This window comes from Hymenobacter sp. 5317J-9, from assembly GCF_022921075.1.
GTDB lineage: Bacteria > Bacteroidota > Bacteroidia > Cytophagales > Hymenobacteraceae > Hymenobacter.
In genome coordinates, this window is record NZ_CP095050.1 from 997658 (window position 1) to 1010514 (window position 12857).

Below are 12857 nucleotides of genomic sequence, written 5' to 3' on the forward strand. Positions count from 1 at the left end.
GGGAATCGTGAGCGAAATAAGAGTCAGTATAAGACGTTAAAGGTACTCGCTGCCCCCAGCACCGGCACGCCCCCGTTACCTTTGCGCCATGCGATTTCGCCTGCTTCTGCTTTGCCTGCCCGTGCTGCTGGGCGCTTGCTCCAAAACCAACCCCGGCGTGCAGCTCGACCTGATTGGCGCTTCGGGGCTGACGTCGGGCAACCGCACAGCCAGCCCCAGCGACACGCTCCTTACCCGCGTCTATGCCGTGGGCAACAACGACTCGCTGCGCCGCCTGCGCATTGTGGTGAACTACGAGCCCGGGCTCACGCCCATTGCCTACCCCACACCGCTTTCCAGCTTCGACCCCAAGAATGCCCCCGAAGCGCAGGAAATCGTGTACCTCGACTCGCTCATCAAACCCGCTTACAAAAGCTCGCCGCCCTACCCCGGCGGCGAGTACCTGTTCAACAACACCTTTGCGGCGCGCACCACTTCTGGCACCGAGCGGTGGCAATACACCGTGACCGACAAGCAGGACGAGTCGGCCAGCCGGGCCTACCGCATCACGGTGCGGCAGACGGATTCGGCCCAGGTGTACCACCGCTTCACGGCGCTGCTGCGCCCCGTGCCCGGCAACCGCCTCCGGGCAGACAGCCTCCGGGCCGTGCGGCGCGTGTATCTCAACCTGCGCACCGGCCTGCTGCTGCCCAAGTTTGCCGTGCTCAGCCGCGTGCCGCAAGCATCCAGCCAAGCGTTGGTCGACCTCATTGCCCTGAGCGCCGACGGCAACAGCGTGAGCCTGAGCTCGCCCAACGACACGCGCGTGCTTAACTTAAGCAATGCCCGCTGGCCCACCCGCCGCACCACCGTGCTGAAAAGCACTACCCTCTCCGATACTGATTTTAACAACGCCGCCTCCGCCGGCACCTTTGTGGCCGCCTTTGCCGGGGGCACCGACTTCCCCAACGGCGCCAACACGGGCTCATTGAGTAAGAACGAAGTCATTGCCTTCCAGGTGAAGGGCGGCGGGAATGACGTATACACCGGCCTGCTGCTGGTGACCAACATTGTGCTGGGTACCTCGCCCACCGTGACCTGCACCGTGAAAGTGCAGAAGGTGCCCTAAACCATGACTTTTACAAAAAAGGCGCTCTCCATACGGAGAGCGCCTTTTTTGTGTGAGCAGCGCAGCCGGGCTAGAACGTGAGGCCCGCCGTGACGCTGGTGGTGAAGCGCGAGTGGTTGATTTTCACCAGCGGCTCCAGGCCGCCGAGGTCGTAGGCGGTGTAGTCCTGGTTGAAGGTGGTGTACACGCCGGCCAGGTCGAGGAAAAAGTTGTTTTGCCGCAGGCCAAAGCCGCCGGTGTAGAAGTTCTGGGCGCGCTCGTTGTTGGTGTCGGCTTTGTAGGGGTCGCCATAGCGGGCGTAGCCCAGGCGCACCCGGAAAATATCGAAGCGGCCCTCGGCGCCGAAGCGCAGGTTCACGGTGTTTTTGTAGAGCGCCTGAATGTCGCTGTTCTCGGCCGTGAAAGGGTAATCGCTGCCGTTGGCATCGTTGGAGTTGTTGTGCAGGCGGGCCTGCCCGTAGCTCACATACTCCACATCGCCGCTCACAAAGCCGTGCTTGCCCAGCGTGTAGGCCAGCCCGCCGTTGGCCCGGAAAGGCGTGGTGAGCGTGTAGGCATAGGGCGCAAACGTCTGGTCGAGCGACTTCACGCCCACCGGGCCCGTGGGCAGCGAGGTGGCCACCACGTCGTTGCCCTGCGCAGTAAACGTCGTCGTAAACACGGCGTTGTAGTTATCTGTCAGCCAGGTGAAGGTCGGGGTCTGAATGGACGCACCGATGCGCAGGGCGTCGGTGGCCCGGTAGATGGCCCCGACGCGGGCGTTGATGCCCGTGCCGCTGGTTTTCAGCTCCTCGCGCAGGGTGTAGTCGCTGAGGTGCGTGTTCGGGTCCGATTCGCGCTCGGTAAACGTCTTAACGGACGTGTAGTTCGAGCTCACCAGCCCCACGCCGATGCCCAGGTAGAGGCGGTCGCGGTAGCTGGCGCCGTAGCCGAGGTCGAACTGCGACGCCGAGCCCCGCGCCACGCTCGTTTCGGCCTGCTGAATGGGCCCGCTGCGGGTGGTGGACGCGATGCCGATGTCGGCCCCGGTGCGCGGGTCTTTCGCGATGCGGCTCAGGTAAGCCCCGTAAGCCAGGGCGTTGAGCGAGTAGTATTCGCCGTTGGAGGCCTGATTACGCAGGTTGTCAATGTTCTCCTGGCCATAGCCATCGAAGCCCACCGTGCGGCGCAGCGACGCCAGGTAGGACTGGTCGTCGGCGGTCAGAGCCAGGTTGCCCACTTTGCGGTCGTTCAGGGTGCCGCCGTAGCGGAAGGACGTGTTGAAATCGGCCAGCCGCGTGAAGCCCAGGGCGAAGGACCCGCCGCGCCAGTTGGTGCTCTGGTCGTCGTCGGGGCGGCGGTTGGCCAGCACCAGGCCCGCGCTGCCAATGTGGAAGCTGTTCTTGGTGTCGTTTTGCGCCGCTGAGCTATTATCCATGCGGCCCGTGCTTTCGCCCAGCCCCACGCCCGGCGTGATATGAACTTCCGATTTTTGAAACAGGCCCAGGCCGGCCGGGTTGCTGCTGAGGTTGCCGAAGTCGGCGCCTACCGCTACGTTGGCTCCCCCAATGCCCTGGGTGCGGGCGGGGCCGCCAAACTGGAGGCGGGAATAGCGCAGGGCGTCGCTGGGGCCCTGGGCAAAGGCGTGGCCGGCCTGCCCTGCTACGAGGGCCAGGCTAAGCCAGTATATCCGTTTTTTCATAGGGGTGGGAAGAAAAGGAGCCGGCCGTTGGGCCGGCTCGCTAGGGAAATGAATTGCAGAAACCGAAGGTGAAAACGCTGGTTAGTCGGCGCGGCCGCGGCCCCGGCCGCCGCCCCCGCCACCGCCGCCATTCGACGGGGCCGAGTACGAAGGCTGGCTGTAGGAACGCTGCGGCTGCTCGTAGCTGCGCTGCTGGGGCTGCTCGTAGGTGCGCTGCGGCTGCTCATACGTGCGCTGCTGCGGCTGCTGGGGTTGCTCATACGTGCGCTGCTGCCGCTGGGGCTGCTCAAAGCGGCGGCGCTGGGGCTGTTCCGTTACTACCTGGTCGGGCGTGGCGTTGGGCCGCTCGGCGGGCACGCTCTGGAATATGCCCCCGCGACGGCGGCCCTCCTGCGGCTGCGGAGTAGCGGGCTGCGTCTGGTCGATTTGCGTGGCGGCGTCGAGGTTGCGCCAGCGGGGGCGGTTGTCTTCGCGCGTCACCTGGCCGGAGCCAGGGGCCGATTCCATGGGTTGGCGTCCTTCGGCGGCGGGGCTCTGGTCCATGTTGCGGTAGCGGGGCTGCAAGCCGTCGGCAGTCATCTGACGGGGGCGGTTGAACCCGCCGCCAGCGGGCGTCGTGGTTTCGGTGCCGGGGGCTGTGGTCAGCACCTCGGTGCGGGTGCGGCCTCCGGCTTCCACCATGCCGGCGGTAGGTTGCGGCGCATTGGGCGACTGCGGGCGCATGTCGTCGCGGGTGCGGCCAGTGCCGGCCGGGGCCGGAATGCCGGTAGAGCCGGGGTTGCTGCCAGCTACGCTGCCGCCGGGCCGACGGCCATCGGAGCTGCGGTCGTTGCGGTGCACCGGAGTGCTGGTGCGGCGGCCGTTGCCGTTGTCGTAGTAACCACCGTTGCTGTAGCCATAGTTGCTGCCGTAATAACGGTTGCCATAGTACCCCCCGCGGCCATAATAGCCGCCGTAGCCCCAGGGACTGTTGTAGTAGAAGGGGTCGTAGTAGCCGGCATAGCCATAGCCGTAGGGACGGCCGTAGCCATAGCCGTAATAGCCGCCGTAGCCATACCCCCACGGGCGCCCAAACCCAAAGGTGATGCTCAGGCCCGAGCCGTAGCCGTAGTACGGGCTATAAAACGGACTGTAGAATGGGTCGGCAAAGCCATAGGCATATGGCGAGAAGCCGCAAGCCCCGCCGCCCCACCCGTAGCCGTAGCTCAGCGTGGTGTAGGCGCTGTAGGGGGTGTAGTAGGCCAGGCCGGGGCCGTAGCTGGGCACGCCCTGCATGTAGGTGTAGGTGTTGTCGTAGTACTGGGTAGAGCCGCTACCCTGGCGGGCCGACGAGCCAGACTGACTGCCGCCGTTGTAGTCGGGGTTGGCGTCTTCCTCAGCGCTGGCGGCCACCGGCGCGGCACTTACCAGGGCCGTGGTGCGGTCTTTGGACGAATAATAAACGCCGTCGTCCTCTGAGGTGGCGACGGCCGAGGTGCTCGCGCAGCCGCCCAGCGCGAGCAGGGCCATGGCGGGCAACAAAGCGGTGAGCAGGTTTTTCATGACGTGAGACGTGAAGAGTGGGAGGGGCGCATCAATAGTAGTAAAGTAACAACGCAAATGGTGGAAAGGGTATGAAGACGGAAAGACTCGATGAGACTTTAACAAGCAGAAAGATAAGGCGGTGTTGCAACGACTGCTGGATACCAGCCCAAGGCCTTGGCGCGTGCCCTCATCAGGTCCACTTATTCCTAACGTAATTTGGCACCGAAACGGTGCCGCTTGGTCAATTCAAATCTTGTACCAGAGTTGGGAACTTTTTCATTTACCCCTAAGATGCCTTCCATGAGCAAAAAGTTGCCTACCCGCCAAGAAGATTATTCACTCTGGTACAACGAGTTAGTGAAGCGTGCTGGCCTGGCCGAAAATTCGGCCGTGCGCGGCTGCATGGTGATAAAACCCTACGGCTACGCCATTTGGGAAAAAATGCAGCGCCAGCTCGACGACATGTTCAAGCGCACCGGCCACGAAAACGCTTACTTCCCCCTCTTCGTGCCCAAAAGCCTGTTTGAGGCAGAGGAGAAAAACGCCGAAGGCTTTGCCAAAGAGTGCGCCGTGGTAACGCACTACCGCCTCCAAACCGACCCCGATAAGCCGGGCAAGCTGCGCGTAGACCCCAATGCCAAGCTGGAAGAAGAGCTGGTGGTGCGCCCCACGTCGGAGGCCATCATCTGGAGCACCTATAAAAACTGGATTCAGAGCTACCGCGACCTGCCGCTGCTCATCAACCAGTGGGCCAACGTGGTGCGCTGGGAAATGCGCACGCGCCTGTTTCTGCGCACCGCCGAGTTCCTGTGGCAGGAAGGCCACACCGCCCACGCCACCGCCGAGGAAGCCGTGGCCGAAACCCGCCAGATGCTGGACGTGTACGCCGAATTTGCCGAAGAGCACATGGCCCTGCCCGTAGTGAAGGGCGTGAAAACGCCCAACGAGCGGTTTGCCGGCGCCGAAGATACCTATTGCATTGAGGCGCTGATGCAGGACGGCAAGGCCCTGCAGGCCGGCACCAGCCACTTCCTGGGCCAGAACTTCGCCAAGGCCTTCGACGTGCAGTTTGCCAATAAAGAAGGCGGTCTGGAGCACGTGTGGGGCACCAGTTGGGGCGTGAGCACCCGCCTGATGGGCGCCCTCGTGATGGCCCACTCTGACGACGAAGGCCTGGTGCTGCCGCCCAAACTGGCGCCCATCCAGGTGGTCATCGTGCCCATCTACAAAACCGGCGAGCTCGACGCGCTGTTGGAGCGCATCCGGCCCATTCAGCAGGGGCTCATTGCCCGCGGCATTGCCGTGAAGGTGGACGCGCGCGACACCGAGCGTCCGGGCTTCAAGTTTGCCGAGTGGGAGATGAAGGGCGTGCCCGTGCGCCTAGCCATCGGCACCCGCGACCTCGACGCCGGCACCGTGGAAGTGGCCCGCCGCGACACCAAGGAGAAAATGAGTCTGCCCCTGGCCGATATCGTGGCCAGCGTTGACCAGCTGCTGACCGACATCCAGAGCAACATCTACAACAAGGCGCTGAAGTTCCGTGAAACGCACACCACCCGCGTCGACAGCTACGACGAGTTTAAGCGGCTGCTGGACGAGGAGCCCGGTTTCCTATTGGCTCACTACGACGGTACTTCCGAAACCGAGGAGCGCATCAAGGAAGAAACCAAAGCCACCGTGCGCTGCTTGGCCCTGGCCGAGCCCGACGAAGACGGTGTGTGCATGGTAACGGGCAAGCCCAGCGTTCGGCGGGCGTATTTTGCTCGGGCTTATTGATAAATATTCCCGTTTAAAAATAAATTCTCGTTTTTAGTAGTGATATTTTAAAACAGAATAGTACCTTAAAGTGGCGTTGGGCCGCGCAACAGTGCGCGGCCCATTAAGCCATGTTGCGATGCGTATTCTTCTACTCAGCTTACTCGTCTTGGCAGCTAGCTCCGGCTATGCTCAAACCACCTCATCCATCGAAGTGCCTGCCAAAGCGGCGGCAAAGCTGGAGCGGGTGCTCAAACAGACCCAAGAAGCGGTGGTCATCGGCAAGCGCGCCGAAACGTTGCCGGTCGAAGCTCGGCCCATGCTGAATCGCATTCTGGCGCAGTCGACGGCGGACTTTTTGGCCGTAACCTCGCAAAGCCCCAGCAAGGAGGCGTACTTCAAAATTGTGGACGCGGGCCTGAACCGCCTCAATCCCATGGCCAAGTCGCTAGAAGACCGCCAGCAAGTGGCCGCTTACTACGAAGACCTGCTCGACATCGTGGGCATTGACAGCTCCGATGGCCGGCTGCCGGCTTTCGTCGAAAACAACCCGGTTGCGGCCAAGCAGTAAGCGCCCTCGCGGCAGCTATGATATGGCCTTCGGGTGGCAGGTTACGTATCTTTAGGAGGTAAACATTTCCCTGACGCTCATGCCCTGGCTCACCATTGCGCTGCTGTTGCTGTTCGGCCTGCTTTTCGTGGCCGCCGAAGTCATTTTCATTCCCGGCACTACCATTGTGGGCATTGTGGGGTTTGTGCTGCTGGCGGTGGGCGTGTGGCTGGGCTACCGCGACCTCGGCACGCCCGTGGGCCACTACGCGCTGGTGGGCGTGGTAGCGCTGGCCGGACTAATAGTGTACGTGGGGCTGCGGCCGAAAAACCTGGCCCGCGTGGCCCTCACCAACGTCAACGACGCCTCGGTGCGCGACGCGCGCTGGCCCGACGTGGCGCCCGGCACGGTGGGCCGCACGCTGTCGGCGCTGCGTCCGGCGGGCACGGTCTTGTTCGGTACCGAGCGGCGGGAAGTGGTGACGCGCGGCGAGTTTTTGGCTGCCGGCCACGAGGTGCGGGTGCTGGGCATTGAGCACAACCGTATTGTGGTGGCCGCGGCGTAGTGCGGTGCGGAATTCGGCGTTACTTTACGCCATGAATTTTCCCATCTTTCCCCTAGCAATAGCGGCCGTTGTGCTGCTGGTGTTCCTGTATTTCTTCCCGATTAGCCTGTGGGTCACGGCTATTTTTTCGGGGGTGCGGGTGAGCTTGTTTCAGCTGGCGTTTATGCGGGTGCGCAAGGTGCCGCCGTCGCTCATCGTCAACTCGCTCATCACCTCCACTAAGGCCGGTCTGCAGCTCACGGCCAACGACCTGGAGACACACTTCTTGGCGGGCGGCAATGTGCCGAGTGTTATCAAAGCCCTGATTTCGGCCGATAAGGCCAACATTCCGCTCAGCTTCAAGCAGGCCACGGCCATCGACTTGGCCGGCCGCAACGTGTTTGAGGCCGTGACGACGAGCGTCAACCCCAAGGTGATAAACACCCCCAGCGTGGCCGCCGTGTCGCAGGACGGCATTCAACTCATCGTCATTGCCCGCGTCACGGTGCGGGCCAACATCGCGCAGCTGGTGGGCGGCGCCGGCGAAGAAACCATTCTGGCCCGCGTGGGCGAGGGCATCGTGAGCACCATCGGCTCGTCGAAATCGCACAAGGAGGTGCTCGAAAACCCCGACAAGATTTCCAAAGTCGTGCTCTCGAAAGGCCTCGATGCCGGCACGGCGTTCGAAATCCTCTCCATTGACATTGCCGACGTGGATATTGGCGAAAACATTGGCGCCAAGCTCCAAACCGACCAGGCCAGCGCCGACCTGCGCGTGGCCGAAGCCCGCGCCGAAGAGCGCCGCGCCATGGCCGTGGCCATGGAGCAGGAAAACCGCGCCAAAACCCAGGACGCCAAAGCCCGCGTGGTGGAAGCCGAAGCCGAAATCCCCAAGGCCATTGCCGAAGCCTTCCGCAGCGGCAACCTGGGCGTGATGGACTACTACAAAATGCGCAACGTGCAAGCCGATACCGAAATGCGCGACTCCATTGCCAACCCTGGTGGCAGTGGTAGCGGCAGCATCAAGCCGGGTAGGGAAGAAGGGCGGCAGTCCTGATGGGCGCCTCACCCCCTGCCCCCCTCTCCAAAAAGGAGAGGGGGGCAGGGGGTGAGGCGCCCATCAGAACGAGCGTTACTTCTTCGTAATCGTGAACTCCACGCGGCGGTTTTTGGCGCGGGTTTCTTCTTGGTCGTTGCTGGCAATGGGCTTGCTGCCGCCGAAGCCCTCGGTGGTGATGCGGCCGCCATTGATGCCGTGGCTCACGAGGTACTTCTTCACTTCGTTCACGCGGTCCACGCTCAGCTTCAGGTTGAGGGCGGGGTCGCCCTGGTTGTCGGTGTGGCCCGAAATCTTGATTTCGACCGACGGGTACTCCTTCAGGATGCGGATGAGGCGGGCCAGCTCGGGGTAGGAGGTGGTGGTGAGGTAGTACTTGCTCTGCTGGAAGAAGATGTTGTTCAGCTTCACGGTCTGGCCCACGTCGAAGGGCACCAGGAACAGGTCTTCCTTCTGCTCCGAGTACTTGTCCTTGGCCGTCACGTCGAGGCTGGCGTTTTCGGAGATGTAGCCTTTGGCTTCGGCGCGCATACCGTATTGCACGCCGCTGGGCAGCACAATGGTGTAGGAGCCGTCGCGCGGGTCGGTTTCGGTCACGCCGATTTCTTCGCCCGTGAGCAGGTTTTCGTAGTGAATAATGGCCCGGATGGGCTTTTTGGTGTTCACGTCCAGCACCTGGCCGGTCACCAGCGTCACCACTTCGGGCTGGAAGGCGGGGGCCAGCGAGATGCGGAAAATGTCCTTGGAGTTGTCGATGCCGTTGCGCGACGACACTAGGTAGGCGTCCTGGCCGGCGGCCGAGATGGTGTAGTAGGCGTCGAAGTCGGGCGAGTTCACCACCGGGCCCAGGTTGCGGGGCGTGCTCCAGTTGGTCCAGCTGTCGTCGAGGCGCTTGGTGTAGAAAATGTCCGACTTGCCGTAGCCGCCGCGGCCGTCGCTGGCGAAGTACAGCGTCTTTTCATCGGCGGCTAGGAAGGGGGCGAAGTCCGATTTTTCGGTGTTTACGGTGCGGCCCAGGCTCTTGGGCTTGGTCCAGGTGTTAGGCGTTTCGGGCACCGGGAAGCTCACGAACAAGTCCTGGCCGCCCAGGCCGTCGGGGCGCTCCACGGCCATGAGCAGGGCCTTGCCCGAAGTGGCCAGGAAGAAGTCGACGTGCTCCTTGTCGAGGTTGATGAAGTCCTTGATGTCCTGCTTCACGGGCTGCGTCCAGCCCATGCGGGTGCGCTTGCTGAGGCTGCAGCCCTGCGGGTCGATGGTGCCGTCGCGGTTGTAGATGTTGATGACGATGGCGCTCTGGCCGTTGGCCGACACCGAGGCCAGGCCGTTGGGGTCGTCGGGGGTGTTAATGGGGCCGCCGATGTTTTTGGCCTTGCTCCAGGTTTTGTTGCGGCCGCTCACCAGCGTGGAGTAGTACACGTCCTGCGGGTCGCGGCCGCCGCCCACGTTTTCGGGCATGCTTTGGCGGGCGAAGTAGAGGGTGCGGCCGTCGGGCGAAATCACGGGGTGGGTGTCCACGTAGCGCGTGTTCACGTTCGGCCCCAGGTTCACCAGCGAAGAGTCGAACTGGCTCGACTTGATGGCATCGGGGCCCTTGGGGGCGTCGAAGGCCTGCTTCACCATGGTGGAGGCCACATCGGCGATGCCGATGGCGTCAATCTGGTTCACGCCTTCCACCTTGGCGGTGTTCATGTACACTTTCACGCCCAGGGTGCGGTAGTCGGCCGGCGGGAAGCGCACTTCCAGCGTGCGGAAGGCCTCGGGCAGCGGGCCGGGGTTGTCGTTGGTATACACCTCGTGGTGCTCGCCCTTGGTGTCCACCAGCTCCACCTTGGTGATGGAGCCCGGATTGAAGTTCTCCACGATGGTGACCTGCTGCGCCTGAATGGAGCGGGCAAAGCGCACTTCGATGAACTCATTGGGCCCTTCCTTGCGCGGAATCCAGGCGTCGTTGCTGATTTGGCCCAGCGGCAGGGCGTTGGGCACGCCCAGCACCTGGTTGGGCGAGAAGGGCTCTTTGCCTTCGGCTTTGTAGGACGAAACCGCTACGAGGCGAGCGGCCCACTGCACGTGTTGGGCGGCAGCCGGCGCGGCCGCCAGCAGCATCGTGGCGGGCACGGCCAGCAGCAAATTCCGGATAAGATAATTATTCATAGTATCGGCAGCATGAAAACGTAACAACAGCGCTAAGTCTGACAAATAACGGGATTTGCAACGGAACCGGGAAGCAGTTTTGCACAGCTAACCTAACGAAAAAGGATTTGCGGAGCCTCCCAAGCGAATGTATTACCTTCCCGATACGGTTCCGCGAGGCAGCATTTCGGGGGCCGCCTATTCGTGGCAATTCCAGTGTTTTCGGTGCGTGAGCGGGCGTTTGGAGCGGGTAACTGCCCCGGATTTTGGCGCGCCAGTGCGGCATTGGTTTTATTGTTTTTCCTAGTAGGTAGTTTTTCGGGCCGGGCCCAGGTGCTGGTGGGCGCCACGCCGTTTGGGCCGGTGTTCAGCGGCCTGCGGCCGGCCGGGGCCGACACCGCCTTGTTTCTGCTGGCCCGGGCCCGGCGGGTGGGCGTGAGCACCTTCGTGCAAACCACCGGCGCCCGCGGCTACCTGCAGCTGGGGCCGCGCCAGCAGCTGCGCTACCGCGTGGGCACCGACATGATTTACGACTCGCGCGGCACGCCGCCCTTTGTGCGCGAGGACTACGGCGCCGACGTGGCCCACGTCTTCGTCCTCGACGCCGCCAACCACTGGCAGCTGGGCCAGCAGCTGCACTACGACCAGAGCCGCGCCAACGCCACCCGCACCGGCCTGTGGCTGGGCCGCCTGGGCTACCAGCGCCGCCTGCGCCCCGCGGGGTCGGCCGACTCGCTTTCCCAGCTGCACCTCACGGTGCTGGGCGGCCTGGCCACTGACCGCCGCAACGGCCGCAACGACGCCGGCGTGGCCTACGGCTTCGACGCGGCGGCGCTGTATTTCCTCAACGGCACCGCGGCGCCGCCGCTGGCCCTGCGCGTGCTGGGCACCCGCTCGCGGCTGGGCCCGCGCACCATGCAGCGGCTGGTGGCCGAAGCCACCGGCGAGCAGGCCTTCATGGCCGATGCGCCCGTGACGGTGCAGGGCCGGCTGGGCTACCGCACCAACCGCGCCGAGGACTACCTGCTGGGCTCGGTGCAGCGCATTCAGTCCGACACGGTGCTGGCCCAGGCCGGGGCCACCTACAAGGTGAACGACTATGCCACCCTGCGCTCCGACAACAGCGTGCTGCTGCCCACGCGCGCCTTCCTGTACCGGCGCCTGAGCGAGGGCGCCGACACGCTGCAGGACGTGGGCTACCGCCAGCGCGAGCTCGACACGCGGCAGGAGCTGCGCTTTGGCCGGCCCCGGCTGCAGGCCAGCATCGTGTTCAACTACCGGGAGCGCACCCGCGCCTACTACCTCGACAACTCGCGCCGGCTGAGCGCCCCGCGCCTGGCCGCCGCCCTCAGCCGCGAGCAGGTGAAGGACATCACCGAGCAAACCACGCTCTGGCAAGGCAGCCTGACCTGGCTGCCCACGCCCCGGCACTCGCTCGACGTGGTGGGCACCGCCCAGCTGCTGCGCGTGGACGCCCCCAGCAAAGACAACCAGCAAACCCGCGACGAAGCCCAGCACCTGGCCCGCCTGACCTGGACGGGGCGTTGGGCCGGAGCCTTCCGCACCACGCTGGGCGTGGCCGGCGAGTACCGCCAGACGGTGTTCATCCGGGCGGGGCTGAGCGCCGAAAACTACGCCGACCACCTGCTGCACTGGGAACCGGGCTTTACGTGGGCACCGGGCAAATGGAGCATCCGCTCGCAGTACCACCTGTGGGTGAGCTACCAGGTGCGCGACCAGCCCACCGAGCAGGCCCGCAACCGCGCCAGCCGCGTGCTGGAGCAAACCCAGAGCATCAGCTACCAGCTGCGGCCCCGCCTGCTGCTGCTGGCCGACTACGTGCGCCGCGAAAACCGCGTGGGCCAGCTCAACTGGTCGCAGTTTCGGGAGAGCCCCCTGGATACCAGCGTGACGCACGACTTTTCTGTAGGGGCGCGGCAGGGGTGGGCGGGGCCCCGTGGCAGCACCAGCCTGCGCCTGGGCTACCGCCTGCTGGAGCAGCGCAACTACGGCCGCGCCGCCCTGCTGCCCGAAGCCACGGCGGCCAACCCCTCGCCGCAGCTCATCTACCTGCACAACATCACCCGGCAGCACGGCCCCGAGGTGGCCGTGGAGCGGCACGCGGTGGCGGGCTTCCACCTCACGGCCAGCCTGTGGCTGCAGTGGCTGCGCACCTTTTCCACCTACACCGTGGGCAAGGGCACCTTCCTCGGCAGCAGCTACTCGGCCCTGGACCTGGACCGCGAAACCACCCGCGTGCTGCCCTACTTTGAGCTGACGGCGGAGTGGCGCGTGGGGCGGCGGTAGGCCGTAGCGCGGACTCTGTAGTCCGCGTCCCCGCGCCAGGTGGCCCAGGGTAAGAAGCCCCGGCTACGTGAGTGGTTGGGGCCTTTGTGTACCGTTGGGTATGTGGACCAGCTGCGGCGCGTGTCCAGAGCACAATGTTATCAAATTGGTTTTACGCGCTGCGTAATGTCCCTTCTGCGCCCCGCAAAACAGCCGTTTTGA

General features: G+C 64.1%; 9 protein-coding genes. 6 read left to right on the forward strand and 3 right to left on the reverse strand.

Annotated features, from left to right (window positions below):
- Positions 1-88: 88 nt before the first annotated feature.
- On the forward strand, positions 89-1108 hold the full coding sequence (locus MUN81_RS04015) for a hypothetical protein (protein ID WP_245115289.1): 1020 nt from the start codon (positions 89-91) through the stop codon (positions 1106-1108).
- A gap of 70 nt (positions 1109-1178) precedes the next feature.
- Here MUN81_RS04015 and MUN81_RS04020 read toward each other — a convergent pair whose 3' ends face one another.
- Both MUN81_RS04020 and MUN81_RS04025 read right to left on the reverse strand, forming a co-directional pair.
- On the reverse strand, positions 1179-2789 hold the full coding sequence (locus tag MUN81_RS04020) for a hypothetical protein (RefSeq protein ID WP_245115291.1): 1611 nt from the start codon (positions 2787-2789) through the stop codon (positions 1179-1181).
- An 81-nt stretch (positions 2790-2870) separates the two neighbouring features.
- Entirely contained in the window at positions 2871-4331 is a 1461-nt protein-coding gene (locus MUN81_RS04025; RefSeq protein WP_245115293.1) for a hypothetical protein, read from the reverse strand.
- Between the two features lie 282 nt (positions 4332-4613).
- Here MUN81_RS04025 and proS point away from each other — a divergent pair, with 282 nt between their 5' ends.
- From proS to floA, 4 genes are all read left to right on the forward strand, one after another.
- On the forward strand, positions 4614-6089 hold the full coding sequence (proS, locus tag MUN81_RS04030) for a proline--tRNA ligase (RefSeq protein ID WP_245115295.1): 1476 nt from the start codon (positions 4614-4616) through the stop codon (positions 6087-6089).
- A 148-nt stretch (positions 6090-6237) separates the two neighbouring features.
- On the forward strand, positions 6238-6639 hold the full coding sequence (locus tag MUN81_RS04035; protein WP_245115297.1) for a DUF4844 domain-containing protein: 402 nt from the start codon (positions 6238-6240) through the stop codon (positions 6637-6639).
- Between the two features lie 79 nt (positions 6640-6718).
- Positions 6719-7183 (forward strand): NfeD family protein, encoded by a 465-nt coding sequence (locus MUN81_RS04040; protein WP_245115299.1) that lies wholly within the window; start codon positions 6719-6721, stop codon positions 7181-7183.
- Between the two features lie 31 nt (positions 7184-7214).
- Positions 7215-8219 carry a flotillin-like protein FloA gene (gene floA, locus MUN81_RS04045; protein WP_245115301.1) on the forward strand — a complete coding sequence of 335 codons (1005 nt, stop codon included), beginning with the start codon at positions 7215-7217 and terminating at the stop codon, positions 8217-8219.
- A 75-nt stretch (positions 8220-8294) separates the two neighbouring features.
- Here the strand turns inward: floA and MUN81_RS04050 are convergent, their stop codons facing one another.
- A complete protein-coding gene (locus MUN81_RS04050; protein WP_245115303.1) occupies positions 8295-10370 on the reverse strand; it encodes an OmpA family protein in 2076 nt (691 codons plus the stop codon).
- A gap of 273 nt (positions 10371-10643) precedes the next feature.
- Here MUN81_RS04050 and MUN81_RS04055 point away from each other — a divergent pair, with 273 nt between their 5' ends.
- Positions 10644-12656, forward strand: a complete 2013-nt coding sequence (locus MUN81_RS04055) for a hypothetical protein (RefSeq protein WP_245115305.1) — start codon at positions 10644-10646, stop codon at positions 12654-12656.
- Positions 12657-12857: the final 201 nt, after the last annotated feature.